This window comes from Pseudomonas sp. MWU349 (genome assembly GCF_017947325.1).
GTDB classification, from domain to species: Bacteria; Pseudomonadota; Gammaproteobacteria; order Pseudomonadales; family Pseudomonadaceae; genus Aquipseudomonas; species Aquipseudomonas protegens.
In genome coordinates, this window is the sequence record NZ_JAFEVP010000004.1 from 463,427 (window position 1) to 490,029 (window position 26,603).

Genomic DNA, 26,603 nt, shown 5'->3' on the forward strand with positions numbered 1-26,603 from the left:
AAGTCAGGGGCCCCGCGCAGGAGGCAGTCCTTGATTAGTCGCGAATGCCTTGTTCGGCCGGCCAGGGGCAGTAGCAGCCGATGGCCAGGGTGTGGGTGGCGCTGACCGGGCGATTGTCCTCAAGGGCCTGGAGGATGGGCTCGATGAAGCTGTTGCTGGAATTGCAGGTCAGGCCTTCGCTGTAGGGGCCGAAGTAGGCCAGCTTGCCGTTGCGGTCCCAGATTGCCACTGCCGGGCTGGCGGGGATCTGTTCCGCTCCGGGCAGGCTGTCGAGGTGCTTCAGGCGGCTCAGGGTGGCGGGTAGCTGGCCATGGCTGCCGGGCCTCTGCACGGCATAGAACTCTACGCCGCGCGGGCCATAGGTTTCGATCAGCTCGGCCAGGTGCTGCTGGTTACCGACATTGCAGGGGCAGGCCGGGTCCCAGAAATGCACCAGGCGGATCGCCCCGGGGCCGGCCAGTTCGGCGGGCAATTGCAACGGATCGCCGGAGAACATCGCGGTGTGCTCGCTGAACGCCCGCAGATAGCGGCCCTGGAACCATTCGTAGGCGTTCCACAGCACCACGGCGCAGATCAGGACGAGCAGGCTGGCAAGCAGGGGCGTGCGGTAAGACTGGCGCATTAAGATCGGTCCTCGAAGGTCGCGTAGCTTGCCATGCTTGCCGCGACAGATGAATATCGCAGGCCCAGAAAGCCCGTTTTGTCGCCGGTACCCCCGCTTTGGAATTCTCTATGCCCGCCACTTTTGACCCCGACCACCTGCGTGCCAGCCTGCAACCGCTGGTCGCCGGGCAGCCTTTGTCGGTGCAGGGGCAGGCCTACCAGCGCTTCTATGGGCTGGATTTCGCCGGGCGGGCGCTGGTGCCGCGCAGCCGCCTGGGGCGTTTCCTGGTGGACGGCTACGAAGTGGTGAGCCAGGTCTGGTGGCCCGAGCAGCCACGGGCCACGCTGTTTCTGTTCCACGGTTTCTACGACCACATGGGCTTGTACCGGCATGTGATCGAGTGGGCGCTGCAACGGCGTTTCGTGGTGATTTCCTGCGACCTGCCCGGGCACGGCCTTTCCAGCGGCGAGCGGGCCAGCATTGATGATTTCGCGGTGTACCAACGGGTGCTGCAAGGCCTGTTCGCAGAGGCCCGGTCCCTGGAACTCCCCGAGCCCTGGCACCTGTTCGGGCAAAGCACCGGCGGTGCGATCATCATGGACCACCTGCTCAACCAGGGCGCCGAGAGCCCGGCCCAGGGCCAGGTGATGCTGCTCTCGCCGCTGGTGCGGCCGCGGGCCTGGGGCTGGTCGATGCTCAGTTATTACGCGCTGCGGCCTTTCGTCACCGGCATTGCCCGGCGCTTCAGCGAAAACTCCAACGACCCGGATTTCCTCGCGTTCCTGCAGGTCGACCCGTTGCAGCCGCAACGTTTGCCGACGGCCTGGGTGGGAGCGCTGTCGCGCTGGATCAAGCGCCTGGAGGCGGCGCCCCGCAGTTCCAGGCAGCCGTTGATCGTACAGGGGGATGCGGACATGACCGTGGACTGGCAGCACAATCTGCAGGTGATTCGCGGCAAGTTCGCCGCGCCCGAGGTATTGATGCTGCCCGATGCGCGGCACCACCTGGCCAATGAAATCCCTCTGTACCGCGATCAGTACTTCGCCTTTCTGACCCAGCACGTCTGAGCCGCGGGAGATGGGTGTAGCCGCTGCCGTAGACTGCGAACGGCCCGAAGAGCCGCTGGAGGTTCGGCGCTAGAACGCCAGGCAAGGTCCTGCGGACCTTTGCGCAGCCTCGCGGATTCGGCAGCGGCTACAGGTGGGTTTGCTGGTTCAGGGGGCGAGGCTTGAAGTGCTCTGGCCGACCGCCAGGCCGGCGCGAATCGCCGCCAGGGCGGCCTGGTAGTAGGCCTTGCCTTCGCTGGACTCGGCGAAGGTGGCGAATTCTTCCAGTTCCGTGTCGGACAGATCCCGATAGACGTACAGCAAGGTGTTGTTCAGGTCGTTGCCGATCTGCTGCATCAAGCGCTGGCGCTGGCTGTTGAGCATGCCCTGGGCCTGGCCGCCGCCCAGCAGGCCGGGAATCATCTGGCTCAGGCTGTCGGCGGCGACTCCGGCAATCGCCAGGCTCACCTCTGCGCCCGCTTCCCGGGCTGGCAGGGCCTGGGCCAGGTGGCCGATGATCAACTGGCGGTTGTCGCTGGCCTGCATCTTCGGCAGGCCCTGGGCGTTCTTGGCCAACTGGTCGCGGCGGGTCGCCAGCAGTTCGGCGGCGACGATCTTGCGGCCCAGGGGCGATTGGAAGAAGGCCAGGGCCGGTGCGGGGTCCGCCAGGTTCTGCCGCAATTGAGCCTCGGCGCGACGGTCCACGGCCTGGGGGGCGAAGCGTTGGTTGCTGTTGTCCACCAGGGCTTGATAGACCGCCGGCGGCAGGCTGCTCTGGTAGCGCTGCTGGGCGGCGCTGAGGGCATCGTTGAAATGCGCGCGCTGTTGCGCCCAACCGGCGACCTGGTACAACTGGTCGTGGCTGTCTGCCCAGGCAGGCAAGGCGCAGAAGATCAACAGTGAGAAAAGCAAACGGCGCATAAGGACTCCTGTCAGCAGGCGACTATTCTCCGGGGCAAGAGGGTGGTTGTCGAGAATTCGTATCAGCATCCCTCGGCAAACCGATGATGTGTAAGCCCATTGAAAAAATGCTTCATCCTCCGCTCTGCGGCTCTGTCAGATTTTTCTGAGGCTGGATACTATGCGCGCCATGCAAATACCCTCTGATCATCCGCTGTTGTTGAACATTGTCGACGACCTGGCCGCCCGTGGCTGGTCGCAGCAAAATGTCTTCCTGTCCGAGGCTCTGACCCTCGAACTGGCGGCTGAGTGCCGCAAACGTGCGGCTGAAGGTGAACTGGCGCCGGCGGCGGTAGGGCGCGGGCCGGCCCAGGAGATCCGCGAGGGTATTCGCGGCGACCATATCCAGTGGCTCGAACCTGGTCAGGCCGAAGCCTGCGATAGCTACCTGGAACTGATGGACAGCCTGCGCGAGGCTCTGAACCGAGGCCTGTTCCTCGGGCTTGAAGACTTCGAATGCCATTTCGCGATGTACCCGCCGGGAGCCTTCTACAAGCGCCACGTGGATCGCTTTCGCGATGACGACCGGCGCATGGTCTCGGCGGTGGTCTACCTCAATGAGGAGTGGCTGCCCGAGCAGGGCGGGCAATTGCGCATGTACCTCAATGACCGGGGGCAATACGATGTAGTCCCTGTCGGGGGGCGGCTGGTGGTGTTTCTTTCCGGCGAAGTCCCCCATGAAGTCATGCCCGCGACCCGGGAACGCCTGTCTCTGACCGGTTGGTTCCGGCGTCGTGGTAACGAGCCGTTCTGAATATGCACAAGATCCTGGTCAGCCGCTGCCTGTTGGGCCACCGCGTACGCTACGACGGCGGTGCCAGCGGCCCGTTCGATCAACTGGCCGCCTGGCAGCAAGAGGGGCGTGTGGTTGCCTTGTGTCCAGAGGTTGCTGGTGGTTTGCCTACGCCAAGGGCGGCGGCGGAGATCCCGGGTGGGCAGGGTGTCGATGTGCTTGAGGGGCGGGCACCGGTGATGACCACCGAAGGTGAGGATGTCAGCGCCCAGTTCCTGGCTGGCGCCCACCAGGCCCTGGCACTGGTGGAAAAGCATCGAATCCGCGTTGCCGTGCTCAAGGCCCACAGCCCATCCTGCGGCAACCTGCTGACCTATGACGGCAGCTTCAGTGGGGTCAAGGTTTCGGGGGAGGGCGTCACCGCCGCATTGCTCAAGCAGCACGGGGTGCAAGTCTTCAGCGAGCTGCAACTGCCCGAGGCCGCCAGCGCCCTGGCCGCATTGTCCTCGTAGCCGCTGCCAAGCTTTAGCGAGGCCGAAAAGGCCCTAAGGGCCTTGCTTGACGATTTCCCGCCGACCTCTGGCGGCCATGAAGTCCCTTCGGGCCCTTCGCAGGCTGCGGCTAGAGGTCAATCCAGCGATCTTATGTCCTTTACTGCCCGGCTTCGGCCTTCGGCGGTTTGCTCGCGTCCATGCCGAACCATTTCTCCGACAGGGCCATCAGGCGCCCGTCGGCCTTGATCCGCTGCAAGGCGCTGTCCAGGCTCGCGCGAAACGCCGGGTTACCTTTCTGGAAAGGGATCGCCAGGCTCAGGGTCGGGCCGACCTTGGCGCCTTCTTTCACCGGCAGGCGGCTGTCGCGAATGGCGTAAGGGATCAGCAGACGATCGCTGATGGCTGCATCGATCTGTTTGTCCGCCACGTCCTTGATCGGCTGCTGGGCGTCGGCGTAGCTGCGCAGGTTGATCCCTTCCACGGTGCGCGCCTGATCGACGAACTGGCTGCCTTGGGCCACGCCCAGCGCCTGGCCGCGCAGGGCCTGCAGGGAAAACAGCGGACGCTGCTCTTCCTTGCGCACAATCAACTGCGCACTGGAATAGCTGTAGGGTTCGCTGAAATCGAAACGATCCTTGAGTTCCGGGGTCATTGCTATGTGGTTGATCGCCACGTCGAACTTGCCGCTTTCCACGCCCGGGAGCAGTTCGGCGGCCTCGGTCACCACGAAGTCCGCGCGTACGTCCAGCTCACTGGCCAGCAGTTGCCCCAATTCCACCTCGAAGCCGGTGAGTTTGCCGTCGTCCTTGAAATTGAAGGGCGGCGTATCGGCTTCCAGGGCGATGCGCAGCTCGCCGCGGTCATTGATATCGTCCATCAGTTCGGCTTGAGCGCAAGTGCTCGCAAGGGGCAGCAAAAGTAACAGGCCAGGCAGGAAACGCATGGTCACTCCTTGAATTTATATGAGCGATGCGCCGTTCAGGCTCGCTTTGCTAAGGTGTTGAGTGCCTTCGACAACGAATTGCCACGAAGTTGTCATAACCGTAAAAGATTTGCGGAAAAACTGGAGAAGATAATGAAAATTTTTATGTCGCGTGCTGCTTTGGCCGGTCTGTTGCTGGGAGCCTCGATGCTGGCTGGCGCAGCAGAAATTCCTCGTACAGAGGCACCTGCCGGCGCCAAGGTGTTTATTGTTTCCCCAGCCGATGGGGCCACCGTGGACAAGACCTTCAAGGTCAAGTTCGGCGTTGAGGGCATCGCCCTGGCGCCGGCAGGCGATCAGACCGCCAACACCGGCCACCATCACTTGCTGATCGATGTCGATCAGTTGCCTGCCGAGAACCTGCCGATCCCGATGGATGCCAACCACCTGCACTTCGGCAAGGCCCAGACCGAAACCGAAGTGACCCTGGCACCTGGCAAGCACACCCTGCAACTGGAGCTGGGGGACAAGAACCACGTACCGTTCGACCCGGTGATCGTTTCCAAGAAAATCACAGTAACAGTGAAATAATCGTAAACACGATAAAAAAGGGAGCCCAGAGGGCTCCCTTTTTTTGTGCCGCAGTCGAGGCTTAGAACAGCACGCGGCAACGGATGGTGCCGTTGATGTGCTGCAGCTTCTCTTGCGCCAGGTCCGAGTACTCGGCGTCGACGTCGATCACCACGTAGCCGACTTTCTCGTTGGTCTGCAGGAACTGACCGGAGATGTTGATGCCGTTTTCGGCGAAGACCTTGTTGATCTCGCTCATCACGCCCGGAATGTTCTCGTGGATGTGCAGCAGACGGTGCTTGCCCGGGTGGGCTGGCAGCGCCACTTCAGGGAAGTTGACCGAGGACACCGAGGTGCCGTTGTCGCTGTACTTGACCAGTTTTTCTGCCACTTCCAGGCCGATGTTGGCCTGGGCTTCAGCGGTGGAACCGCCGATGTGCGGGGTCAGGATCACGTTGTCCAGGCCGCGCAGCGGGCTTTCGAACTCTTCGTCGTTGGAGCGCGGCTCCACCGGGAACACGTCGATGGCTGCGCCGATCAGGTGCTTGTCCTTGATCGCGTCCGCCAGGGCGTCCAGCTCGACCACGGTGCCGCGGGCGGCGTTGATCAGGATGCCGCCCTTCTTGATGGCGCGGATTTCCTTCTCGCCGATCATCCACTGGGTGGCCGGGGTTTCCGGTACGTGCAGGGTGACGATGTCGGACATGCCCAGCAATTCGTGCAGGTTGCCCACCTGGGTGGCGTTGCCCAGTGGCAGCTTGGTCACGGTGTCGTAGAAGAACACCTGCATGCCCAGGCCTTCAGCCAGGACCGACAACTGTGTACCAATGGAGCCGTAGCCGACGATACCCAGTTTCTTGCCACGGATTTCGAAGGAGTTGGCCGCGCTCTTGATCCAGCCGCCACGGTGGCAGGAAGCGTTTTTCTCAGGGATGCCGCGCAGCAGCAGGATTGCCTCGGCCAGCACCAGCTCGGCAACCGAACGGGTGTTGGAGTAAGGCGCGTTGAACACCGCGATGCCGCGCTCGCGAGCGGCGGACAGGTCAACCTGGTTGGTGCCGATGCAGAAGCAGCCCACTGCGACCAGTTTCTTCGCGTGGTCGAAGATCTCTTCGGTCAGTTGAGTGCGGGAGCGAATGCCGATGAAGTGTGCATCGGCGATCTTTTCCTTGAGCTGGGCTTCCGGCAGAGAACCGGTGAGGTACTCGATGCTGGTGTAGCCGGCGGCCTTGAGGACGTCGACAGCGGATTGGTGGACGCCTTCGAGGAGAAGGAACTTGATCTTGCTCTTATCGAGAGAAGTCTTGCTCATCTGCGTAAACCTGTGTCCCGGAGAAAAATGGCAGGGAAGTGGACAGCTTGAGCTGACCTGGGCGGCACTGGGCCGACACCGCAGAAAGGCCCTTGGGCACTCTCCTGCGGGGGCGGTATGCTAGCATACGCGCCCCGCTAAACACTCATTCCTGCGACGTGAAGCGTTCTCAGGATGACCATGAATTGTTCGAGAGTTCTGTCGATGACCAATCCTGCCCTGATTGATGAGCTGAAGACCCTGGTTGAGCCTGGCAAGGTGCTGACCGACGCTGACTCCCTGAATGCTTACGGCAAGGATTGGACCAAGCATTTCGCCCCGGCCCCGACGGCCATCGTGTTTCCGAAAACCATCGAGCAGGTCCAGGCCATTGTGCGCTGGGCCAATCAGCACAAGGTTGCGCTGGTGCCTTCGGGCGGTCGTACCGGGCTTTCGGCGGCTGCGGTGGCAGCCAACGGCGAGGTGGTGGTGTCCTTCGACTATATGAACCAGATCCTCGACCTGAACCTGACCGACCGCACCGCAGTGTGTCAGCCAGGTGTGGTCACCGAGCAGTTGCAGAACCTGGCGCAAGAAAACGGCCTGTACTATCCGGTGGATTTCGCTTCTGCAGGTTCCAGCCAGATTGGCGGCAATATCGGTACCAATGCCGGTGGGATCAAGGTCATTCGCTACGGCATGACCCGCAATTGGGTGGCCGGCATGAAGGTGGTCACCGGCAAGGGCGACCTGCTGGAACTGAACAAGGACCTGATCAAGAACGCCACCGGCTATGACCTGCGCCAGTTGTTCATCGGCGCCGAGGGCACCCTGGGCTTCGTGGTCGAGGCCACCATGCGCCTGGACCGGGCACCGAAGAATCTCACGGCAATGGTCCTGGGCACCCCAGACTTCGACTCGATCATGCCCGTGCTGCACGCCTTCCAGGGCAAGCTGGATCTGACGGCCTTCGAGTTTTTCTCCGACAAGGCCCTGGCCAAGGTCCTGGCCCGTGGCGACGTACCGGCGCCGTTCGAGTCCGACTGCCCGTTCTATGCGCTGCTGGAATTCGAAGCCACCACCGAGGAAGTGGCCAACCACGCCCTGGAAACCTTCGAGCACTGTGTCGAGCAGGGCTGGGTGCTGGACGGCGTGATGAGCCAGAGTGAAACCCAGCTGCACAACCTGTGGAAGCTGCGCGAATACATCTCCGAGACCATTTCCCACTGGACGCCGTACAAGAACGACATTTCGGTCACGGTCTCGAAAGTCCCGGCCTTCCTCCAGGAAATCGACGCCATTGTCGGCAAGCATTACCCGGACTTCGAAATCGTCTGGTTCGGCCACATCGGCGACGGCAACCTGCACCTGAACATCCTCAAACCGGACAACCTGAGCAAGGACGAATTCTTTGCCAAGTGCGCAACGGTCAACAAGTGGGTGTTCGAGACAGTCGAGAAGTACAACGGCTCGATTTCCGCGGAACACGGCGTGGGCATGACCAAGCGTGATTACCTGACCTACAGCCGCTCGCCGGTGGAGATCGAGTACATGAAAGCGGTCAAGGCTGCGTTCGACCCGAACGGCATCATGAATCCGGGCAAGATCTTCGCGGTCTGAAGCCGGGCCGTGTCCAGATAAAGCACACAAGCAGGAGTCGGTAATGAGCTATCAGCACCAGTATGTCGACGGTACCCGGATCCATTTTCCGGTGGGCAAGGTGGTGTGCATCGGTCGCAACTACGCCGAGCACGCCAAGGAGCTGGACAACCCGGTACCTACCGAACCCCTGCTGTTTATCAAGCCGGGCAGTTGTGTGGTACCCCTGGAAGGCGGTTTCGCCATTCCCACCGAGCGTGGTTCGGTGCACTACGAAGCGGAAATCGCGGTGTTGATCGGCAAGCCGCTTTCCACCAAGCCCAGCCGCGAGGAAGTGCTGGATGCCATTTCCGGCTTTGCCCCGGCATTGGACCTGACCCTGCGGGACAAACAGGCCGAGCTCAAAGCCAAGGGCCTGCCCTGGGAAATCGCCAAGTCGTTCGACGGCGCGGCGGTGATCGCGCCCTTTGTGGTGGGCAGTACCTTTGCCGACCTGACCGACATCGGCATCCGCCTGACCATCAACGGTGAAGTACGCCAGGACGGCAACAGCGCCATCATGCTCAACCCCATAGTGCCGATGATCCAGTACATGGCCGGTTGTTTCTCCCTGCAGGCCGGCGATGTGATCCTCACGGGCACGCCGGTCGGGGTTGGGCCGCTGAATGTCGGCGATGAGCTGGTGCTGGAGCTTCCCGGCGCCAGCCGTTTCACCAGCAGCGTTCGTTGAGGCGAATCTTTCTGCGCTGGGCCCGGTAATCCAGGGCACGGCGCAGAGAGATCAGCGGCTTTAACCGATTTTTCACATCGTTCCCGGATAATTCCAAAGCTTATGGTTCGCGGATCTGAAATCCATGTGCTATTACCTTTGGCCGTGCTTCTGGAATCTGTGTGATGGACGCCCACCCTCTACCTAAACCTCACCTCATCCGCCGCTTGCGATTGCGCATGCGCTGGTATTCCTGGCTGCTGTTGGCAGGCGTGATCTGCTATGGCGTAGCCAGCCTCATGCATTGGGATGACCGTGGAGCGCTCTGGGTCCAGGAAGGCTTTGCCACTACCGCCGAACGCAGCTCCAGTATCTGGCTACCCAGCTACCGGGCGGTGATCGATGCCAAGGTCCTGCCAGGCATGGAGCGGGACGAAGCCTCCGATCTTTCCTATAGCCCCCAGACCAAGACCCTGTTTGCGGTGATGGGCAAGCATCCCTTCCTGGTGGAGTTGTCGCTGCAAGGCGACGTTCTGCGCAAGATGCCTCTGGTGGGCTGGAGCAACCCGGAAGGGGTGGCCGTCCTGGAGAATGGCCTGCTGGCAATTGTCGATGAGCGTGAGCACTCGCTGGTGATCGTCAAGGTCGATGCCAATACCCAGTCGCTGAATGTCGCGGACTTCCCCAAATACGACCTGGGCCCTTCGAAAGACCAGAACAAGGCGTTCGAAGCCATTGCCTGGAACCCGCGCAAGCAACAGTTGCTGCTGGGGGAGGAGCGCCCGCCGGCGCTGTTTACCTGGAGCAGCGACGGTAGCCAGGTACTCAAGGGCGACAAGCAGAAGCTGGCCAGCGACGAGCTCGACTTGCGCAACCTTTCGGCCCTGGGGATCGACCCGCGCACCGGTCATACCCTGGTGCTGTCGGCTGACTCCCACCTGCTGCTGGAGCTGGACGAGCAGGGCGAACAGGTCAGCTTCATGGCCCTGCTCGGTGGCTTCAATGGCCTGGAAAAAACCATTCCCCGGGCCGAAGGCGTGGCCATGGATGAGGCTGGCAACCTATATATGGTCAGCGAGCCCAACCTGTTCTATCGCTTCGAGAAACAGTGAGCCCCGGCCTGGCCCTGAGCCGGGCCGCTCGGAGCATTAAGCTTGAATTCAGGCGGCTGTGATATTTCATCAGCCTGTCCTGATTCGAGCCTGCCCGCCATGTATCGCCTCACCCGCCTGCAACCCCTTTATCTGATTCTCTGCCTGATGGCCGTGCTGCTGGCGGTGTTTGTCCATAACCACAGGCTGTGGCAGCGTGCCTGGTTCGACTGGCAATCCTACTGGCAGGTGACGGCCCCCCAATCCCTGGGGCTGGGTGATTACCGGGTCGTGCTGGAGGCGCAGCCCATCGAGGGGCTGGATGAGGTCTCGGCGCTGACCTTCGATCCGCTGCGCAACAGCCTGTTCACCGTGACCAACAAGAATGCCGAGCTGATCGAGCTGTCCCTGGACGGGCAGATCCTGCGCCGTATCGCTCTGGTGGGCTTTGGCGATCCGGAGGCGGTGGAATTCATCAGTGCCAATACCTATGTGATCAGTGACGAACGCCAGCAGCGGCTGATCAAGATCCAGCTGGACGATGAAACCACGGCGGTGGATGCGGCAGAGGCCGAGCAGATCACCCTGGGCGTGCACCTTGCCGGCAACAAGGGCTTCGAGGGGCTGGCCTACGACTCCCAGGGCAAGCGCCTGTTCGTCGCCAAGGAGCGCGACCCGATGCTGATCTATGAAGTGCAGGGCTTCCCCCATCAAGATCCGCAGCAGTCCTACAGGATGCATGTGGTGAACAACCCCGAGCGCGATGCCGGTCTATTCGTGCGTGACCTCTCCAGCTTGCAATACGACGAGCGCAGTGGCCACCTGCTGGCGCTGTCGGACGAGTCGCGGCTGGTGGTGGAGCTGGATGTCGAGGGGCGCCCGCTGAGTACCCTGGCCCTGGGCAAGTGGCGCCAGGGCCTGAGCAAGGCGGTGCCCCAGGCCGAGGGAATGGCCATGGATGACGCCGGTACCCTCTACCTGGTGAGCGAACCTAACCTGTTCTACGTCTTCAAGAAACCCATGTAGGCGCTGGCTTGCCAGCGAAGAGGCCTTGCGCCATCCACGCTGGCAAACGGGCGGCTCAGGCCTTGAGAGTTTTCACCCCTTGGGCAGTACCCAGCAGCAGTACATCGGCGGGACGTGCAGCGAACAGGCCATTGGTGACCACGCCGACAATGGCATTGATCTGGCTTTCCAGTTCCACCGGGTTGGTGATCTGCATGTTGTGCACGTCGAGGATGATGTTGCCGTTGTCGGTAATCACGCCTTCGCGATACACCGGGTCGCCGCCCAGTTTCACCAGTTCACGGGCCACGTGGCTGCGGGCCATGGGGATCACTTCCACCGGCAGCGGGAAGTTGCCCAGCACCGGCACCAGCTTGCTGGCATCGGCGATGCAGATGAACGTCTTGGCCACGGCAGCGACGATCTTTTCCCGAGTCAGGGCGGCGCCGCCGCCCTTGATCAGGTTCAGGTGCTCGTCGCTTTCGTCGGCGCCGTCGATGTAGAACTCCAGGTCGCTTACGGTGTTGAGCTCGTAGACTGGAATCCCGTGGCCCTTGAGGCGCGCGGCGGTGGCTTCGGAGCTGGCCACGGCGCCGTCGAAGGCGCCCTTGTGCAGGGCCAGGGCGTCGATGAAGCAGTTGGCGGTAGAGCCGGTGCCGACCCCGACGATGCTCTTGTCATCGAGTTTCGGGAGGATAAGGTCGACGGCGGCCTGGGCGACGGCCTGTTTGAGTTGATCCTGGGTCATGCGGGCTCCGAAGCGGGCAAGGGGGGCACAAAGGCCGGCATTATAGGCGCCGCGGCAGATCAGGTCATTGCCCGTTTGGCTAATCGGCCGGGCTTCAGAGAAGGCGAGGGGGCAGGCTAAAACCTCTGTATGCGTGTGGTCGCCCGGGCAAACGCTGGGTTAGACTCCTTGGCCCTGCCCAACCCGCTCAGTGATGCTTTCCGATGCTCGAACAGTACGTCAAGAAGATCCTCACCTCGCGCGTTTATGACGTTGCCGTAGAAACCCCATTGCAGACTGCCCGCCAGCTCTCCGAGCGGCTGGGCAATCAGGTCTGGCTCAAGCGTGAAGACTTGCAGCCGGTGTTCTCGTTCAAGATCCGTGGCGCCTACAACAAGCTGACCCAACTCAGCGACGCCGAGCGCGCCCGTGGCGTGGTCACTGCGTCGGCGGGCAATCACGCCCAGGGCCTGGCCCTGGCGGCCAAGGTGCTGGGGGTCAAGGCCACTATCGTGATGCCCAAGACCACCCCCGAGATCAAGGTCGAGGGCGTGCGCTCCCGTGGCGGCAAGGTGGTGCTGCACGGCGACACCTTCCCTGAAGCGCTGGCCTATTCCCTGAAGCTGGTGGACGAGAAGGGTTATGTCTACATCCATCCCTACGATGATCCGCACACCATTGCCGGGCAGGGCACGGTGGCCATGGAGATTCTGCGCCAGCACCCCGGCCCGCTGGATGCGATCTTCGTTCCGGTCGGCGGCGGCGGCCTGATCGCCGGCATCGCGGCCTATGTGAAGTACTTGCGCCCGGAGATCAAGGTCATCGGCGTCGAGCCGGACGACTCCAACTGCCTGCAGGCGGCCATGGCCGCCGGCGAGCGCGTGGTGCTGCCGACCGTGGGGATCTTCGCCGACGGCGTGGCGGTGGCGCAGATTGGCCAGCACACCTTCGACATCTGCAAGGATTATGTGGACGAAGTGATTACCGTCAGTACCGACGAGATCTGTGCGGCAATCAAGGATATCTACGACGATACCCGCTCGATCACCGAACCTGCCGGCGCCCTGGGCGTGGCCGGGATCAAGAAGTACGTCGAGCAGCGCGGTATCACCGGGCAGACCCTGGTGGCCATCGACTCCGGGGCCAACGTCAACTTCGACCGCCTGCGCCACGTGGCCGAGCGCGCCGAACTGGGCGAAGGCCGCGAAGCCATCATCGCCGTGACCATTCCCGAGAAGCCCGGCAGCTTCAAGGCCTTCTGCGAGGCGGTGGGCAAGCGCCAGATCACCGAGTTCAACTACCGCTACAACACCGGCAGCGAGGCGCACATCTTCGTCGGCGTGCAGACCCACCCGGAAAACGATCCGCGCAGCGCTCTGATCGCCAGCCTGACCGAACAGGGCTTTCCGGTGATCGATCTGACCGACAACGAACTGGCTAAGCTGCACATCCGCTACATGGTCGGCGGCCATGCCGAGAAGGTCAGCGACGAAGTGGTGCTGCGCTTCGAGTTCCCGGAGCGCCCCGGGGCGCTGTTCAACTTCCTCAACAAGCTGGGCGGGCGCTGGAACATCTCGATGTTCCACTACCGCAACCATGGTGCGGCGGATGGCCGGGTAGTCGCCGGCCTGCAAGTGCCGGCCGATGAGCGTCACCTGGTGCCCGCGGCGCTGGAGCAGATCGGCTATCCGTACTGGGATGAAAGCGACAACCCGGCCTACCAGCTGTTCCTGGGCTGAACGACTACGCTGAGGATCGGAGCCTTAAGGAAGCGAAAACATGGAAACACTGACCACGCTGAAGATGCTTCATGTACTGGCCACCGTGCTGCTATTGGGTAGTGCGCTGGGGCTGGCGATTTGGGTCTGGCGCCTGCGCCGTCAAGGAGATGCCACGGTTTATAGCCGGGTGTTGCACCGTCCGGGCCTGTTCGGCTGGCTGTTGCTGGCGCTGGGCATGCTGACCTTGCCGTTCAGCGGCTGGTGGCTGGTGCATCTGGTGGGCTGGCCGCTGGGGCAGACCTGGGTCCTGGGTTCCAGTGTGCTCTACACCCTGGGGGCTCTGGCCTGGCTGTGGCTGATGGTGCGCCTCAACCGCCTGCGGGTGGCCAAGGTTGCCAGCGGCCTGGCGTTCACCCTGGTGCTGGCGGTGTTCAGCGCCGCCTGTTTCGTGACCGTTGCCGGTCTTATGGGCGCCAAGCCGGTCTAACTCTCAAGGATTGCCATGAAGGTCGTTCTGGTGGGGGCCACAGGGTTTGTCGGCCGTCATCTGCTGGCGGCATTGCACGCTGCCGGCCATCAGTTGATTGCCACCAGCCGTCACCCGCAGCCCCAGGGGTTGCCCGGGGTGGAGTGGCGCCAGCTGGATCTCGATCGGCTGGGCCACGAGCCCCAGCCCTTTGTCCTGCCTGCCGACACCGACCTGCTGATCAACGCCGCAGGGCTGTTGAGCACTGATGCGCGGGCGTTGAGCCTGACCCAGGACCGGGGTACCCGCGCGCTGTTCGATCTGGCGGCGGCCCGGGGCGTGCGGGTACTGCAGATTTCCGCATTGGGGGCCGGGATCCTGCCCCAGGTGCCGTTCCTTGCCAGCAAGGCGGCGGCGGATGATTACCTGCTGCAGCTGGGGGTGCCAGCGGTGGTGCTGCGGCCATCGCTGGTGCTCGGCGCTGGCGGTGCCAGCAGCGGCTGGCTGACGAGGCTGTCACCCTGGCCGCTGATTCCCCTGCTGTCCGCCAAGGCGCAGATGCAGCCCTTGCATATAGAGGACTTGAGTGCCGCGGTGCTGGCGTTGCTCAGGCAGTGGCCGCAGGAAGCCATGGTCCTGCCCCTGGTCGGCCCGGAACGCATGACCATGGCGCAACTGCTCGATCGCCTGCGGTCGGCCCAGGGCTGGGCCCCGGCGCGTTACTTCAAGCTGCCATCAGTCTTGCTGCGGCTGGTGGCTGCGGCTGGCGATCGCCTGGGCTGGCGAGCCTTGAACCGGCAGAGCCTGGCCATGGCCCGCCACGACAACCTGGCGGATCCAGAGGTGCTGGCCTCGGTCTGCGGGTATCACGCGGCGCCGCTGGCGGCCCGCTTGCAAGATTGGCCGCAGGCGGCGCAAAGCACCCAACTGGCCCTGCGCCCGCTGTTGCTGGCAGTGATGGTGCTGATCTGGCTGGGTACCGCGCTGGTGTGCATCGGCCCGGGTTACGACTGGGGCCTGCGGATCATGGCCGAGGCTGGCGTGCAGGGTGTATGGGCGGCCCTGGCGGTGATCGGCGGTTCACTCTGCGATGCGCTACTGGGTGTCGGCCTGCTGCTGCGGCGCTGGCGCCGGCGAGCCTTGCAGGCGCAGTTGGGGCTGATGTTCGGCTACACCCTGATCATCAGCCTGATCCTGCCGCACTTCTGGTTTGACCCTTATGCCGCCGTCGCCAAGAATCTGGTGCTGATGGTGGCGACCCTATGGCTGCTGTGGACTGAACCCCGCCAATGAGCGCTTACCTGCTGTTGAAAACCCTGCATATCCTGTCCTCCACCGTGCTGTTCGGCCTCGGCGCGGGGTCGGCCTATTACGCCCTGCGGGCCTGGCGCAGTGGCCGGGTGGAAGTGATCGCCGTGACCTTCAAGCACCTGGTGTTCGCCGACTGGGCCTTTACCGCCACCACAGCGGTGTTCCAGCCGTTGAGCGGGCTGGGGCTGGTACACCTGGCAGGCTGGTCGCTGCAGCAGGCGTGGCTGATGTGGAGCCTGGGGCTGTATGTGGTGGCGGGGCTGTGCTGGCTGCCGGTGGTCTGGTTGCAGATCCGAGTGCACAAGATGGCCGAGCAGGCCCTGCAGGATGGGGCGCCGATGCCGCTGCGGGCAACCCTTTATATGCGCTGGTGGTTTGCCCTGGGCTGGCCGGCGTTCCTGGCCTTCATGGCGATTTTCTATCTGATGGTGGCCAAGCCGGCGTAGGTTTTTTTCGCCGGCAAGCCAGCGCCTACAGCCGGCTCGCCGGCGAGCTGTCTAGTCGCGCAGGCTGATGACCGGCCAGCCACGTTTCTCGGCCTCGGCTCGCAGGTTCGGGTCCGGGTCGACGGCCACGGCGGTGGTCACTTGCTCCAGCAGGGGCAGGTCGTTCATCGAATCGCTGTAGAAGTAGCTGTCTTCCAGGCTGTGGCCGGTCTCTTCCAGCCAGCGGTTGAGGCGGGTGACCTTGCCTTCACGGAAGCACGGCACATCGGTACTGCGCCCGGTGTAGCGGCCATCCTGCATTTCGCATTCGGTGGCGATCAGGGTTTCCACGCCCAGGCGTTCGGCAATCGGCGCGGTCACGAAGCGGTTGGTCGCGGTGATGATCACCAGCTTGTCGCCGGCAGCGCGGTGCTCGTCCAGCAGGGCCTGGGCCTTGGGCAGGAGGATCGGCTCGATGCAGTCGCGCATGAAGTCGCGGTGCCACTCTTCGAGCACGGCCATGTCGGTGCGGCCGAGGATTTCCAGGCAGAAGTTCAGGTAGGCGGCATTGTCGAGCTTGCCGGCCAGGTAATCCTGATAGAACTCGTCGTTGCGGGTCTTGTAGGCGACGGCGTCGAGGAAGCCCCGCTCGCACAGGTAGTCGCCCCAGGCGTGGTCGCTGTCGCCGCCCAAAAGCGTGTTGTCCAAGTCGAATAAAGCCAGGCGCATTGCAGTTACTCGCTGAAAAGTCGCGGAAAAAGGTGCCCAGAATACGGTCTTTTCACAAGAGTGCACATAAGCTAAGCAGCCTCGTTGCTGCATTCCCAAGCTTTGTGGAACAATGCGGCGACATGCGTTTGCGAGGTTGTAGCCGTGATCGACCCCGATGGTTTCCGCCCCAATGTCGGGATCATTCTGACCAATGATGCCGGACAGGTGCTATGGGCTCGCCGTATCAATCAAGATGCCTGGCAGTTTCCTCAAGGGGGAATCAACCCCGATGAGACGCCAGAAGACGCCTTGTATCGCGAGTTGAACGAAGAAGTGGGGCTGGAGCGCGAAGATGTGCAAATTCTCGCCTGCACCCGGGGCTGGTTGCGCTATCGTTTGCCGCAGCGTCTGGTCCGGACCCACAGCCAACCGCTGTGCATCGGCCAGAAGCAGAAATGGTTTCTCCTGCGCCTGATCTCCAACGAGCAGCGGGTGCGGATGGATTTGACCGGTAAACCGGAATTCGATGGCTGGCGCTGGGTCAGTTATTGGTATCCGTTGGGCCAGGTGGTGACATTCAAGCGCGAAGTGTATCGCCGCGCTCTCAAAGAGCTTGCCCCGCGCCTTTTAGTGCGCGACTGACGACGGAGTTCGACCCCGAGCCATGCTCAATACGCTGCGCAAGATCGTCCAGGAAGTTAACTCCGCCAAGGATCTCAAGGCGGCGTTGGGGATTATTGTATTGCGCGTCAAAGAGGCCATGGGCAGCCAGGTCTGCTCGGTCTATCTGCTGGACCCGGAAACCAACCGTTTCGTCCTGATGGCCACCGAGGGCTTGAACAAGCGCTCCATCGGCAAGGTCAGCATGGCCCCCAACGAAGGCCTGGTCGGCCTGGTGGGCACTCGCGAAGAACCCCTTAACCTGGAAAATGCCGCCGATCACCCGCGTTATCGCTACTTCGCCGAAACCGGTGAGGAGCGTTATGCCTCGTTCCTCGGTGCCCCGATCATTCACCACCGTCGGGTGGTGGGCGTACTGGTCATCCAGCAGAAAGAGCGCCGTCAGTTCGATGAGGGCGAAGAAGCCTTCCTGGTGACCATGAGCGCCCAACTGGCCGGGGTGATCGCCCATGCCGAGGCCACCGGGTCGATCCGTGGCCTGGGACGCCAGGGCAAGGGCATCCAGGAAGCCAAGTTCGTCGGCGTACCCGGCTCCCCTGGGGCGGCGGTGGGCAGCGCGGTGGTGATGTTGCCGCCAGCCGACCTGGATGTGGTACCGGACAAGCACGTCACCGACATCGACGCCGAACTGGCCCTGTTCAAGAGCGCCCTGGAAGGGGTGCGGGCCGATATGCGCGCGCTGTCGGAAAAGCTCGCTACCCAATTGCGCCCTGAAGAGCGTGCGTTGTTCGACGTCTACCTGATGATGCTCGACGACGCCTCCCTGGGCAGTGAAGTGAAGGCCGTGATCAAGACCGGGCAATGGGCCCAGGGCGCGTTGCGCCAGGTGGTCACCGATCACGTCAACCGTTTCGAACTGATGGACGATGCCTACCTGCGCGAGCGGGCCTCGGACGTCAAGGACCTGGGCCGCCGGCTCCTGGCCTACCTGCAGGAAGAGCGCCAGCAGACCCTGGTCTATCCCGACAACACCATCCTGGTCAGTGAAGAACTGACCCCGGCCATGCTCGGCGAAGTGCCGGAAGGCAAGCTGGTGGGCCTGGTCTCGGTGCTGGGTTCGGGCAACTCCCACGTGGCGATCCTGGCCCGGGCCATGGGCATCCCGACGGTGATGGGCCTGGTGGACCTGCCGTACTCCAAGGTCGACGGCATCCAGATGATCGTCGACGGCTACCACGGCGAGGTCTACACCAACCCCAGCGACGTGCTGCGCAAGCAGTTCGCCGATGTGGTGGAAGAAGAACGGCAACTGGCCCAGGGCCTGGATGCGCTGCGCGACCTTCCCTGCATCACCCCCGATGGCCACCGCATGCCGCTGTGGGTCAACACCGGCCTGCTGGCCGATGTAGCCCGGGCGCAGAAGCGCGGTGCAGAAGGCGTGGGCCTGTATCGCACCGAAGTGCCGTTCATGATCAACCAGCGCTTCCCCAGCGAGAAGGAACAGCTGGCGATCTATCGCGAACAGCTGGCGGCCTTCCACCCGCAACCGGTGACCATGCGCAGCCTGGACATCGGCGGCGACAAGTCGCTGTCGTACTTCCCGATCAAGGAAGACAACCCCTTCCTTGGCTGGCGCGGGATCCGCGTGACCCTCGACCACCCGGAGATCTTCCTGGTGCAGGCCCGGGCGATGCTCAAGGCCAGCGAAGGCCTGAACAATTTGCGCATCCTGCTGCCGATGATTTCCGGCATCCACGAGCTGGAAGAAGCCTTGCACCTGATCCACCGGGCCTGGGGCGAAGTGCGCGATGAAGGCACTGACGTACCCATGCCGCCAGTGGGGGTGATGATCGAAATCCCCGCCGCGGTGTACCAGACCAGGGAACTGGCGCGCCAGGTGGACTTCCTCTCGGTGGGCTCCAACGACCTGACCCAGTACCTGCTGGCGGTGGACCGCAACAACCCACGGGTGGCCGATCTCTACGACTACCTGCACCCGGCGGTGCTGCAAGCGCTGCAGAACGTGGTGCGTGATGCCCATGCCGAAGGCAAGCCAGTGAGCATCTGCGGCGAGATGGCCGGTGATCCGGCGGCGGCGGTGCTGTTGATGGCGATGGGTTTTGACAGCCTGTCGATGAACGCCACCAACCTGCCGAAAGTGAAGTGGATGCTGCGTCAGGTCAGCATGACCAAGGCCAAGGAACTGCTGGCGGAAATGATGACCATCGACAACCCGCAAGTTATCCACAGTTCGCTGCAACTGGCGCTGAAGAAACTCGGGCTGGCGCGGATGATCAATCCGGCTTCGAGCAAGACCCTGTAACCGGGTTGTTTTCTTCGCCGGCAAGCCGGCTCCTACAGAAACGTTCGTGGGAGTCGGCGTGCCAGGGACCGCTTCAGACCTTCAGTTCGACCTCTCCCAGATGCCCGCCATAAGGGCCGAAGCTGCGTTCCAGCAGATGCCGCGAGCCATCGGCGTGGACGATCAGTGCCGTGCTGGCTCGTGTGCCGTAGCTGGGGCTGGCGATGAACACGCTGGACAGCAGGCTTTCGGTGGCCAAGCCCACGCCGGTGTCCGGCAGGTCGGCGAAGGGCGCTGTCTGCGGGTCGCTCAAGAGCGCCAGCAGTGCCTGGGGCTGGGGATCATGCAACACCTCTTGCAACGCCGCCTTGGCCTTGAGCAGCTTGGGCCAGGGCGTGTCGAGCCCGGCATTGGAGAGGCCGTAGACCCCAGGTTCCAGGCGCTGCGGCTGCGGGTCCCGGGCGTTGTAGTGCCACAGCTGCTCGGCATTGCCCAGCAGCAGGTTGAACCCGGCGTACTCCACCGAGCGCCCGACTACATCGCGCAAATAATCATCCAGTGGCACGTCGCCGGCGAGAAAGCGGGCCACCAGTTCACCCCGGGAGCGCCGCGCCGGAGGCTGATGCGGGTTGCGGATATTGGTCAGGGCGGCAAAGCGGCCCTCGGCGCCGACCCCGAGCCAGGTGCCGCCGGCTTCCAGGTCGCGACCGGCGTGGATCTGCGGCAATTCCGGCCACTGCCCCAGGGGCAGGCTCGGCCGCGCGTAGAATTCATCACGGTTGGCCGCGACGATCAGTGGCTGAGCATGACCCGGCCGCCAGGCGAAAACGATCAAGCACATTAAGGTGGCCCCCTGTGTGTTTTTGCCCACTTTACGCACAGATCCGGCGGGTATCCATCGCCATCCAGTGGAGTCCGGGGCGGCGCTTCCGTTACCATGCCGATCTCTTTTTCGGATGCTCCCATGGAATTTCTGCTCTATCTGCTGCTGGGCGCCTGTGCAGGCGTGCTGGCCGGGCTGTTCGGCGTGGGCGGCGGGATCATCATAGTCCCGGTGCTGGTGTTCAGCTTCACCCTGCAAGGCTTCGATGTCTCGGTGCTGACCCATCTGGCGGTCGGCACCTCCCTGGCCAGCATCATCTTTACCTCGGTCAATGCGGTGCGCGAGCACCATCGGCGTGGCGCTGTGCGCTGGCCGATCTTCGCCTGGATGACCGTGGGTATCCTCTTGGGGGCCGGTTTCGGCGCACTGACCGCCGAAGCGATCTCCGGCCCGCACCTGCAGAAAATCATTGGTGTGTTTGCCCTCGTGGTGGCCCTGCAGATGACCCTGGAGCTCAAGCCCAAGGCCAGCCGCCAGGTGCCCGGCAAGCTGGGTCTGACGGCCGCCGGCGGTGTGATTGGCTGGGCCTCGGCGATCTTCGGCATCGGCGGGGGCTCCCTCACCGTGCCTTTTCTCACCTGGCGCAGCGTGCCCATGCAGCAGGCGGTGGCCACCTCATCGGCCTGCGGTTTGCCCATTGCCCTGGCCAGTGCCTTAAGTTTCATGATTCTGGGCTGGCATGATCCGCTGCTCCCGGCCCATAGTCTCGGTTTCGTTTATTTGCCGGCCCTGTTGGGCATTGCCCTGACCAGCATGGTGTTCGCCCGCATCGGCGCGCGCCTGGCCCACAAACTGTCGCCACGCCTGTTGAAACGCCTGTTCGCCGCGCTACTGTTCTGCGTGGGGCTCAGCTTCCTGTTCTGAGTGGTGACGCAATCCTGGCTTAATCCTGGGCTGGCAGTTTGCCCCGGGAATCTGAAGTTCTAACCCTTACGAGGAGTCGCAATGCTGCCTTACCCGCAGATTGATCCGGTGGCCCTGGCCATCGGCCCGCTGAAAATCCACTGGTACGGCCTGATGTACCTGATCGGCATTGGCGGTGCCTGGTTGCTGGCGTCGCGCCGCCTGAACCGTTTCGATCCGACCTGGAGCAAGGAGAAGCTCTCGGACATGGTGTTCTGGATGTCCATGGGGGTGATAGTCGGCGGCCGCCTGGGTTATGTGCTGTTCTACGACCTGAGCGCCTACCTGGCCAACCCGACCCTGATCTTCGAAGTGTGGAAGGGCGGCATGTCGTTCCACGGTGGTTTCATCGGGGTGATGCTGGCGGCCTGGTGGTTCGGCAAGCGCAACAACAAGACCTTCTTCGAGCTGATGGATTTCGTCGCGCCGATGGTGCCGATCGGCCTGGGCGCCGGGCGCATCGGCAACTTCATCAACGCTGAATTGTGGGGCAAGCCCACCGATCTGCCCTGGGCCATGGTGTTCCCGCCGTTCAGCGATCCGGCGCAATTGCCGCGCCATCCCTCGCAGCTGTATCAGTTCGCCCTGGAAGGCGTGGCGCTGTTTTTGATCCTCTGGCTGTTCTCGCGCAAACCCCGCCCGACCATGGCGGTTTCCGGTATGTTCGCCCTGTTCTACGGGATCTTCCGTTTCATCGTCGAGTTCGTCCGGGTGCCGGACGCCCAGCTGGGCTACCTGGCCTGGAACTGGCTGACCATGGGTCAGGTTCTGTGCGTGCCGATGATTCTCGGTGGCCTGGGGTTGATCTGGCTGGCTTATCATCGCGCTCCGGCCAAGAGCGCGGCGCAATAAATTCGAACCCCGGGGCGTGCCCTGGGTTCAAGGATGCAGGTAATTCATGAAGCAATATCTTGATCTGGTGGCCCACGTCATCAACAACGGCACCAAGCAGGCCAACCGCACCGGTGTGAACACCATCAGCTTCCCCGGGGCCATGCTGCGCTACGACCTCAAGGAAGGTTTCCCGGCCATCACCACCCGCAAGATGGCCTTCAAGTCGGCCATCGGCGAGATGGTCGGCTTCCTGCGCGGGGTGAACAACGCCGCCGAGTTTCGCGCGCTGGGCTGTAAGGTCTGGGACCAGAACGCCAACGAAAACGCCCAGTGGCTGGCCAACCCGTTCCGCCAGGGCGACGACGACCTGGGTGAGATCTACGGCGTGCAGTGGCGCAAGTGGCCGGCCTACAAACAGATCAAGACCAGCAACCAGGCGGCCATCGACCTGGCGCTGAGCCAGGGCTACCGGCAGATCGCCGCGGGCGAGGAAGACGGCCAGGGCTACGTGGTGCTGTACAAGGCCATCGACCAGGTGCGCCAGTGCGTCGACACCATCATCAACGACCCGGGCAGCCGGCGGATCCTGTTCCACGGCTGGAACTGCGCCCAGCTGGATGAAATGGCCTTGCCGCCGTGCCACTTGCTGTACCAGTTCCACCCCAATGTCGAGACTCGGGAAATCTCCCTGACCCTCTACATCCGTTCCAACGACCTGGGTCTGGGCACGCCGTTCAACCTCACCGAGGGCGCGGCGCTGCTGAGCCTGATCGGCCGCCTGACCGGCTACACCCCGCGCTGGTTCACCTATTTCATCGGTGATGCCCACGTCTATGAAAACCACCTGGACATGCTCAACGAACAGCTCAAGCGCGAGCCGTTCCCGATGCCCAAGCTGGTGATTTCCGAGCGTGTGCCGGAGTTCGCCAAGACCGGCGTCTACCAGCCGGAGTGGCTGGAGCTGATCGAACCGAGCGACTTCTCCCTGGAAGGCTATGAGCACCACGCGCCGATGACGGCGCCGATGGCGGTCTGAGCATCCAGCTGCTGTAGCAAGGGCCGCATGGCCCTTGTCGATTGATCCTGTTGCCCTTATCAACCTGTGCCCGGAGCCGTTCCGGGCATGGCTGTGCCCGGCGACCAGCTACGCTCTGAGTAGCGGCCCTGCCAGGTGCGGGGTGTGGTCCTTGTGACATTCAACGTGAGCCCCGAATGGAAGAACTCAATCACAGCCTGTTCCTGGCCATCAACGCCAGTGCCGGGGCGTCCATGCCGATGCGTGCACTGGCGATTTTCCTCGCGCAATGGGTGGTACTCAGCGTGCCGCTGCTGCTGGTGGTGTTCTGGGTTTTCGGCGAGCGCCGCCAGCGCATGATCGTGTTGCTCGCGGGCCTGAGCATTGTCCTGGCCCTGGTCTGCAACCTGCTGATCCGTGAGCTGTGGTTCCATCCGCGGCCGTTCATGATCGGCCTGGGGCAGAACTTCCTCGCCCACGCGCCCGGGGCATCCTTCCCCAGCGATCACGCCAGTGGCATGTTCGCCATGGCTTTCGCGCTGATCCTGGCCAGCCTGCGCAAGACCGGGCTGGTGATGCTGGGCCTGGCGATCCTGGTGAGTTGGGCACGGGTCTACCTGGGGGTGCATTTTCCTTTCGACATTCTGGGTGGCTGCCTGGTGGGGGGGCTCAGCGCCTGGCTGGTTCGCCAGGGGCTGGCCTGGCAGCAACTGGACCAGCGGCTGCTGGCAATCCTGGAAGGGGCTTATCTGCGGCTGACGGCCAGCGTTCGGCGCGGCGCCTGAAACCGCGCCAGGGGTTCAGTGCCCGTGGCTGCGCCCGACATGGGAGGGCTCGCTCTCATTGGGGGCCACCGAGCCGCTGACTTCCAGGCGCTGGAGAATTCCGCAGTGCTCAAGGTCCGGGCCCTCGCTGCAGCGCTGGCGCAGGTCCAGCAGTTGTTCCTGCAGGGCCAGCAAGCCGTCGATGCGCGCCTTGACGTGATGGATATGCTCGTCGATCAGGGCGTTGACGCTGGCGCACTGGCCCTGGGGGCTGTCGCGCAGGTTGAGCAGGCTGCGGATCTCCTCCAGGGTCATGTCCAGGCTGCGGCAATTGCGGATAAAGGTCAGGCGCTCGGTGTGGGCCTGGGTGTAGAGGCGATAGTTGCCTTCACTGCGGGCCGGTTCCGGCAGCAGCCCTTCGCGCTCGTAGTAACGGATGGTCTCGACCTGACAGTCGGTGAGTTTCGCCAGTTCGCCAATCTTCATTGCCGTCGTCTCCGAATGGGTGCTTGACCCTATAGTGGCTACAGGGTGTTCACTTTGCAACAAGCACCTTAATTCGGAAGGGACCCTAATGAGCGATTCTCTCCACCGCCCGCGCAAAGCCGCGGATCAGCAGCCCAAGGCTGATCACGACCACAGCCATGGCCACAGCCATTCCCATGCGCCCGCGGGCAAGTTGCAGCCGGTCAAGGCACACGATCATGCCGCCCACGGCGCATCCTGCTGCGGTTCCGCCGACCTGGCGCCGTCCAGGGTCACCCTGAGCGAGACCCCGACCGCCGGCGCGCGCTTGAGCAGCTTTCGCATCGAAGCCATGGACTGCCCCACCGAACAGACCCTGATCCAGAACAAGCTGGGCAAGCTGGCCGGGGTCCAGGCGCTGGAGTTCAACCTGATGAACCGCGTGCTGGGGGTGACTCACGACCTGCCGAGCACCGCGCCTATCATCGAGGCAGTCAAGTCCCTGGGCATGCACGCCGAACCCCTGGAGCAGGAGGGCGACCAAGCCGCGCCTGCCGCCGCGCCCGTGAAGAAGCCCTGGTGGCCGCTGGCCCTGTCCGGTATCGGCGCGCTGGCTGCCGAGGTCATCCATTTCACCAATGCCGCGCCCGATTGGGTGATTGCCCTGGTGGCCCTGGTGTCGATCCTCAGTGGCGGCCTGACCACCTACAAGAAGGGCTGGATCGCCCTGAAGAACCGCAACCTCAACATCAATGCCCTGATGAGCATCGCCGTGACCGGCGCCGTGCTGATCGGCCAGTGGCCGGAAGCGGCGATGGTGATGTTCCTGTTCACCGTGGCGGAATTGATCGAGGCCCGTTCCCTGGATCGGGCGCGCAACGCCATCAGCGGCCTGATGCAGATGACCCCGGAACGGGTCACGGTGCAGCAGGCAGACGGCAACTGGAGCGAACAGGAAGCGAAAAACGTCGAGCTGGGCGCACTGGTACGGGTGCGTCCCGGCGAGCGCATCGGCCTGGATGGCGAGGTCGTGTCCGGCAACTCCACCATCGACCAGGCGCCGATCACCGGTGAAAGCCTGCCGGTGGAAAAGACTGTGGGCGACAAGGTTTTCGCCGGCACCATCAACCAGGCCGGCTCCCTGGAATACCGAGTGACTGCCGCCGCCAACAATTCGACCCTGGCGCGGATCATCCACGCCGTGGAGCAGGCCCAGGGGGCCCGGGCTCCGACCCAGCGCTTCGTTGACAGTTTCTCGAAAATCTATACCCCGGCGGTATTCGCCTTCGCCCTGGCGGTGGCGCTGATTCCGCCGCTGTTCATGGGCGGCGTCTGGTTCGACTGGATCTACCGCGCCCTGGTGCTGCTGGTAGTGGCTTGCCCCTGCGCCCTGGTGATCTCTACCCCGGTGAGCATTGTCAGCGGCCTGGCGGCTGCCGCGCGCAAGGGCATCCTGGTCAAGGGCGGGGTCTACCTGGAAGGCGGCTACAAACTCGACTACCTGGCCCTGGACAAGACCGGCACCATCACCCATGGCAAGCCGGTGCAGACCGACTTCCTGTCCCTGGACCCGCTGGCCCAGGACACCGCCCCGGCCCTGGCCGCAAGCCTGGCAGGGCGTTCCGACCACCCGGTATCCCTGGCCATTGCCCAGGCGGCTGTGGATAAGCAGTTGGCCATGCACCCTGTGGATAACTTCGAGGCCCTGACCGGCCGAGGCGTGCGCGGCGAGATCAACGGCGAGCTGTACCACCTGGGCAACCATCGTCTGGTGGAAGAGCTGGGCCTGTGTTCCCCGGCCCTGGAAGAAAAACTCTTCGCCCTGGAGAAGCAGGGCAAGACGGTGGTCCTGCTGCTGGACCGCAATGGCCCGCTGGCGCTGTTCGCCGTGGCCGATACGGTGAAGGAATCCAGCCGCGAAGCCATCCAGCAATTGCATGAGCTGGGGATCAAGACCCTGATGCTCACCGGCGACAACCCGCATACCGCCCAGGCCATCGCGGCCCAGGTGGGTATCGACCAGGCCCGGGGCGACCTGCTGCCCACCGACAAGCTGCAGGCCATCGAAGACCTGTACGCCCAGGGCCACCGGGTGGGCATGGTGGGCGACGGCATCAACGACGCACCGGCCCTGGCCCGCGCCGAGATCGGTTTCGCCATGGCTGCGGCGGGCACCGACACCGCCATCGAGACCGCGGATGTGGCCCTGATGGACGATGATCTACGCAAGATCCCGGCGTTTATCCGCCTGTCGCGCCAGACCTCAGTGGTGCTCAAGCAAAATATCGTCCTGGCCCTGGTCATCAAGGCGATCTTTCTTGGGGTAACCTTTGCCGGGCTGGCCACCATGTGGATGGCAGTGTTCGCCGACATGGGCGTGAGCCTGTTGGTGGTGTTCAACGGTCTGCGCCTGCTGCGCAAATAAGCAACG

27 protein-coding genes are annotated in these 26,603 nt (G+C 63.3%); 19 read left to right on the plus strand and 8 right to left on the minus strand.

The genetic code is table 11. The features are described from left to right. Positions 1-34: 34 nt before the first annotated feature. A complete protein-coding gene (locus KCG88_RS18470; RefSeq protein WP_047289826.1) occupies positions 35-622 on the minus strand; it encodes a DUF6436 domain-containing protein in 588 nt (195 codons plus the stop codon). A 110-nt stretch (positions 623-732) separates the two neighbouring features. On the opposite strand from KCG88_RS18470, the gene KCG88_RS18475 reads away from it, so the two are divergent. Continuing rightward, positions 733-1,671 carry an alpha/beta hydrolase gene (locus tag KCG88_RS18475; RefSeq protein WP_210712854.1) on the plus strand — a complete coding sequence of 313 codons (939 nt, stop codon included), beginning with the start codon at positions 733-735 and terminating at the stop codon, positions 1,669-1,671. Positions 1,672-1,818: 147 nt separating this feature from the next. On the opposite strand, the gene KCG88_RS18480 is transcribed toward KCG88_RS18475, so the two are convergent. Beyond that, on the minus strand, positions 1,819-2,571 hold the full coding sequence (locus KCG88_RS18480) for a DUF2059 domain-containing protein (protein WP_047289823.1): 753 nt from the start codon (positions 2,569-2,571) through the stop codon (positions 1,819-1,821). Positions 2,572-2,731: 160 nt separating this feature from the next. Here KCG88_RS18480 and KCG88_RS18485 point away from each other — a divergent pair, with 160 nt between their 5' ends. Beyond that, on the plus strand, positions 2,732-3,364 hold the full coding sequence (locus KCG88_RS18485) for a 2OG-Fe(II) oxygenase (RefSeq protein ID WP_047289822.1): 633 nt from the start codon (positions 2,732-2,734) through the stop codon (positions 3,362-3,364). Between the two features lie 2 nt (positions 3,365-3,366). Continuing rightward, positions 3,367-3,855: a DUF523 domain-containing protein gene (locus KCG88_RS18490; RefSeq protein WP_210712855.1), complete on the plus strand. Its 489-nt coding sequence runs from the start codon at positions 3,367-3,369 to the stop codon at positions 3,853-3,855. A gap of 139 nt (positions 3,856-3,994) precedes the next feature. Here KCG88_RS18490 and KCG88_RS18495 read toward each other — a convergent pair whose 3' ends face one another. Continuing rightward, entirely contained in the window at positions 3,995-4,780 is a 786-nt protein-coding gene (locus KCG88_RS18495) for a transporter substrate-binding domain-containing protein (protein WP_011064086.1), read from the minus strand. 132 nt (positions 4,781-4,912) lie between these two features. Between KCG88_RS18495 and KCG88_RS18500 the strand changes: the two genes are divergently transcribed. After that, a complete protein-coding gene (locus tag KCG88_RS18500) occupies positions 4,913-5,350 on the plus strand; it encodes a DUF4399 domain-containing protein (protein ID WP_047289820.1) in 438 nt (145 codons plus the stop codon). Positions 5,351-5,411: 61 nt separating this feature from the next. Here KCG88_RS18500 and serA read toward each other — a convergent pair whose 3' ends face one another. Further along, positions 5,412-6,641 carry a phosphoglycerate dehydrogenase gene (gene serA / locus KCG88_RS18505; protein ID WP_016963474.1) on the minus strand — a complete coding sequence of 410 codons (1,230 nt, stop codon included), beginning with the start codon at positions 6,639-6,641 and terminating at the stop codon, positions 5,412-5,414. A gap of 204 nt (positions 6,642-6,845) precedes the next feature. Here serA and KCG88_RS18510 point away from each other — a divergent pair, with 204 nt between their 5' ends. The 4 genes from KCG88_RS18510 (at position 6,846) to KCG88_RS18525 (ending at position 11,045) form a co-directional block, all read left to right on the plus strand. Beyond that, entirely contained in the window at positions 6,846-8,240 is a 1,395-nt protein-coding gene (locus KCG88_RS18510) for an FAD-binding oxidoreductase (protein WP_047289818.1), read from the plus strand. A gap of 43 nt (positions 8,241-8,283) precedes the next feature. Then, on the plus strand, positions 8,284-8,949 hold the full coding sequence (locus tag KCG88_RS18515; RefSeq protein ID WP_011064082.1) for a fumarylacetoacetate hydrolase family protein: 666 nt from the start codon (positions 8,284-8,286) through the stop codon (positions 8,947-8,949). A gap of 164 nt (positions 8,950-9,113) precedes the next feature. Beyond that, the gene (locus KCG88_RS18520; RefSeq protein ID WP_047289816.1) at positions 9,114-10,040 is read left to right on the plus strand and encodes an SdiA-regulated domain-containing protein; all 927 of its coding nucleotides are present in this window, start codon (positions 9,114-9,116) and stop codon (positions 10,038-10,040) included. Between the two features lie 99 nt (positions 10,041-10,139). Beyond that, the gene (locus KCG88_RS18525; protein WP_047338076.1) at positions 10,140-11,045 is read left to right on the plus strand and encodes an SdiA-regulated domain-containing protein; all 906 of its coding nucleotides are present in this window, start codon (positions 10,140-10,142) and stop codon (positions 11,043-11,045) included. Positions 11,046-11,100: 55 nt separating this feature from the next. On the opposite strand, the gene rpiA is transcribed toward KCG88_RS18525, so the two are convergent. Next, the gene (rpiA, locus tag KCG88_RS18530; RefSeq protein ID WP_047289812.1) at positions 11,101-11,772 is read right to left on the minus strand and encodes a ribose-5-phosphate isomerase RpiA; all 672 of its coding nucleotides are present in this window, start codon (positions 11,770-11,772) and stop codon (positions 11,101-11,103) included. A gap of 203 nt (positions 11,773-11,975) precedes the next feature. Between rpiA and ilvA the strand changes: the two genes are divergently transcribed. Genes ilvA through KCG88_RS18550 form a run of 4 tightly spaced genes read left to right on the plus strand, consistent with a single transcriptional unit; the run spans position 11,976 to position 15,695 of the window. After that, positions 11,976-13,490 (plus strand): threonine ammonia-lyase, biosynthetic, encoded by a 1,515-nt coding sequence (gene ilvA, locus KCG88_RS18535; RefSeq protein WP_047289811.1) that lies wholly within the window; start codon positions 11,976-11,978, stop codon positions 13,488-13,490. Between the two features lie 40 nt (positions 13,491-13,530). After that, on the plus strand, positions 13,531-13,959 hold the full coding sequence (locus KCG88_RS18540) for a DUF2269 family protein (RefSeq protein ID WP_047289809.1): 429 nt from the start codon (positions 13,531-13,533) through the stop codon (positions 13,957-13,959). Positions 13,960-13,974: 15 nt separating this feature from the next. After that, a complete protein-coding gene (locus KCG88_RS18545; protein ID WP_210712856.1) occupies positions 13,975-15,231 on the plus strand; it encodes an SDR family oxidoreductase in 1,257 nt (418 codons plus the stop codon). After that, on the plus strand, positions 15,228-15,695 hold the full coding sequence (locus tag KCG88_RS18550; protein ID WP_047289805.1) for a DUF2269 domain-containing protein: 468 nt from the start codon (positions 15,228-15,230) through the stop codon (positions 15,693-15,695). Before KCG88_RS18545 ends, KCG88_RS18550 begins: the two co-directional genes overlap by 4 nt. A gap of 51 nt (positions 15,696-15,746) precedes the next feature. Here the strand turns inward: KCG88_RS18550 and KCG88_RS18555 are convergent, their stop codons facing one another. After that, positions 15,747-16,403, minus strand: a complete 657-nt coding sequence (locus KCG88_RS18555) for an HAD family hydrolase (RefSeq protein ID WP_047289803.1) — start codon at positions 16,401-16,403, stop codon at positions 15,747-15,749. A gap of 144 nt (positions 16,404-16,547) precedes the next feature. Between KCG88_RS18555 and KCG88_RS18560 the strand changes: the two genes are divergently transcribed. Continuing rightward, entirely contained in the window at positions 16,548-17,027 is a 480-nt protein-coding gene (locus KCG88_RS18560; protein ID WP_011064073.1) for an RNA pyrophosphohydrolase, read from the plus strand. A gap of 22 nt (positions 17,028-17,049) precedes the next feature. Next, positions 17,050-19,329, plus strand: a complete 2,280-nt coding sequence (gene ptsP, locus KCG88_RS18565; RefSeq protein WP_047289801.1) for a phosphoenolpyruvate--protein phosphotransferase — start codon at positions 17,050-17,052, stop codon at positions 19,327-19,329. A gap of 73 nt (positions 19,330-19,402) precedes the next feature. Here ptsP and KCG88_RS18570 read toward each other — a convergent pair whose 3' ends face one another. After that, positions 19,403-20,149 (minus strand): NRDE family protein, encoded by a 747-nt coding sequence (locus KCG88_RS18570; RefSeq protein ID WP_047289799.1) that lies wholly within the window; start codon positions 20,147-20,149, stop codon positions 19,403-19,405. A gap of 123 nt (positions 20,150-20,272) precedes the next feature. On the opposite strand from KCG88_RS18570, the gene KCG88_RS18575 reads away from it, so the two are divergent. The 4 genes from KCG88_RS18575 to KCG88_RS18590 all read left to right on the plus strand — a co-directional run bounded on the left by KCG88_RS18575 (position 20,273) and on the right by KCG88_RS18590 (position 23,728). Next, entirely contained in the window at positions 20,273-21,055 is a 783-nt protein-coding gene (locus KCG88_RS18575; protein ID WP_047290244.1) for a sulfite exporter TauE/SafE family protein, read from the plus strand. 81 nt (positions 21,056-21,136) lie between these two features. Then, complete coding sequence (gene lgt / locus KCG88_RS18580) at positions 21,137-21,946, plus strand: prolipoprotein diacylglyceryl transferase (RefSeq protein WP_011064069.1); 810 nt, start codon at positions 21,137-21,139, stop codon at positions 21,944-21,946. Between the two features lie 46 nt (positions 21,947-21,992). Next, on the plus strand, positions 21,993-22,964 hold the full coding sequence (locus KCG88_RS18585) for a thymidylate synthase (RefSeq protein ID WP_015637397.1): 972 nt from the start codon (positions 21,993-21,995) through the stop codon (positions 22,962-22,964). A gap of 176 nt (positions 22,965-23,140) precedes the next feature. Then, complete coding sequence (locus tag KCG88_RS18590) at positions 23,141-23,728, plus strand: undecaprenyl-diphosphatase (RefSeq protein WP_047338072.1); 588 nt, start codon at positions 23,141-23,143, stop codon at positions 23,726-23,728. A gap of 15 nt (positions 23,729-23,743) precedes the next feature. On the opposite strand, the gene cadR is transcribed toward KCG88_RS18590, so the two are convergent. Further along, positions 23,744-24,193: a Cd(II)/Pb(II)-responsive transcriptional regulator gene (gene cadR / locus KCG88_RS18595; RefSeq protein WP_047289796.1), complete on the minus strand. Its 450-nt coding sequence runs from the start codon at positions 24,191-24,193 to the stop codon at positions 23,744-23,746. A gap of 88 nt (positions 24,194-24,281) precedes the next feature. On the opposite strand from cadR, the gene KCG88_RS18600 reads away from it, so the two are divergent. Continuing rightward, on the plus strand, positions 24,282-26,597 hold the full coding sequence (locus tag KCG88_RS18600) for a heavy metal translocating P-type ATPase (RefSeq protein WP_210712857.1): 2,316 nt from the start codon (positions 24,282-24,284) through the stop codon (positions 26,595-26,597). The last annotated feature ends 6 nt before the right edge of the window (positions 26,598-26,603 follow it).

Excerpts from the sequence above, each read along its gene's own strand:
- KCG88_RS18470 (WP_047289826.1), bottom strand. The coding sequence starts at position 622 with ATGCGCCAGTCTTACCGCACGCCCCTGCTTGCCAGCCTGCTCGTCCTG.
- KCG88_RS18475 (WP_210712854.1), top strand. The coding sequence starts at position 733 with ATGCCCGCCACTTTTGACCCCGACCACCTGCGTGCCAGCCTGCAACCG.
- KCG88_RS18480 (WP_047289823.1), bottom strand. The coding sequence starts at position 2,571 with ATGCGCCGTTTGCTTTTCTCACTGTTGATCTTCTGCGCCTTGCCTGCC.
- KCG88_RS18485 (WP_047289822.1), top strand. The coding sequence starts at position 2,732 with ATGCGCGCCATGCAAATACCCTCTGATCATCCGCTGTTGTTGAACATT.
- KCG88_RS18490 (WP_210712855.1), top strand. The coding sequence starts at position 3,367 with ATGCACAAGATCCTGGTCAGCCGCTGCCTGTTGGGCCACCGCGTACGC.
- KCG88_RS18495 (WP_011064086.1), bottom strand. The coding sequence starts at position 4,780 with ATGCGTTTCCTGCCTGGCCTGTTACTTTTGCTGCCCCTTGCGAGCACT.
- KCG88_RS18500 (WP_047289820.1), top strand. The coding sequence starts at position 4,913 with ATGAAAATTTTTATGTCGCGTGCTGCTTTGGCCGGTCTGTTGCTGGGA.
- serA (WP_016963474.1), bottom strand. The coding sequence starts at position 6,641 with ATGAGCAAGACTTCTCTCGATAAGAGCAAGATCAAGTTCCTTCTCCTC.
- KCG88_RS18510 (WP_047289818.1), top strand. The coding sequence starts at position 6,846 with ATGACCAATCCTGCCCTGATTGATGAGCTGAAGACCCTGGTTGAGCCT.
- KCG88_RS18515 (WP_011064082.1), top strand. The coding sequence starts at position 8,284 with ATGAGCTATCAGCACCAGTATGTCGACGGTACCCGGATCCATTTTCCG.
- KCG88_RS18520 (WP_047289816.1), top strand. The coding sequence starts at position 9,114 with ATGGACGCCCACCCTCTACCTAAACCTCACCTCATCCGCCGCTTGCGA.
- KCG88_RS18525 (WP_047338076.1), top strand. The coding sequence starts at position 10,140 with ATGTATCGCCTCACCCGCCTGCAACCCCTTTATCTGATTCTCTGCCTG.
- rpiA (WP_047289812.1), bottom strand. The coding sequence starts at position 11,772 with ATGACCCAGGATCAACTCAAACAGGCCGTCGCCCAGGCCGCCGTCGAC.
- ilvA (WP_047289811.1), top strand. The coding sequence starts at position 11,976 with ATGCTCGAACAGTACGTCAAGAAGATCCTCACCTCGCGCGTTTATGAC.
- KCG88_RS18540 (WP_047289809.1), top strand. The coding sequence starts at position 13,531 with ATGGAAACACTGACCACGCTGAAGATGCTTCATGTACTGGCCACCGTG.
- KCG88_RS18545 (WP_210712856.1), top strand. The coding sequence starts at position 13,975 with ATGAAGGTCGTTCTGGTGGGGGCCACAGGGTTTGTCGGCCGTCATCTG.
- KCG88_RS18550 (WP_047289805.1), top strand. The coding sequence starts at position 15,228 with ATGAGCGCTTACCTGCTGTTGAAAACCCTGCATATCCTGTCCTCCACC.
- KCG88_RS18555 (WP_047289803.1), bottom strand. The coding sequence starts at position 16,403 with ATGCGCCTGGCTTTATTCGACTTGGACAACACGCTTTTGGGCGGCGAC.
- ptsP (WP_047289801.1), top strand. The coding sequence starts at position 17,050 with ATGCTCAATACGCTGCGCAAGATCGTCCAGGAAGTTAACTCCGCCAAG.
- KCG88_RS18570 (WP_047289799.1), bottom strand. The coding sequence starts at position 20,149 with ATGTGCTTGATCGTTTTCGCCTGGCGGCCGGGTCATGCTCAGCCACTG.
- KCG88_RS18575 (WP_047290244.1), top strand. The coding sequence starts at position 20,273 with ATGGAATTTCTGCTCTATCTGCTGCTGGGCGCCTGTGCAGGCGTGCTG.
- lgt (WP_011064069.1), top strand. The coding sequence starts at position 21,137 with ATGCTGCCTTACCCGCAGATTGATCCGGTGGCCCTGGCCATCGGCCCG.
- KCG88_RS18585 (WP_015637397.1), top strand. The coding sequence starts at position 21,993 with ATGAAGCAATATCTTGATCTGGTGGCCCACGTCATCAACAACGGCACC.
- KCG88_RS18590 (WP_047338072.1), top strand. The coding sequence starts at position 23,141 with ATGGAAGAACTCAATCACAGCCTGTTCCTGGCCATCAACGCCAGTGCC.
- cadR (WP_047289796.1), bottom strand. The coding sequence starts at position 24,193 with ATGAAGATTGGCGAACTGGCGAAACTCACCGACTGTCAGGTCGAGACC.
- KCG88_RS18600 (WP_210712857.1), top strand. The coding sequence starts at position 24,282 with ATGAGCGATTCTCTCCACCGCCCGCGCAAAGCCGCGGATCAGCAGCCC.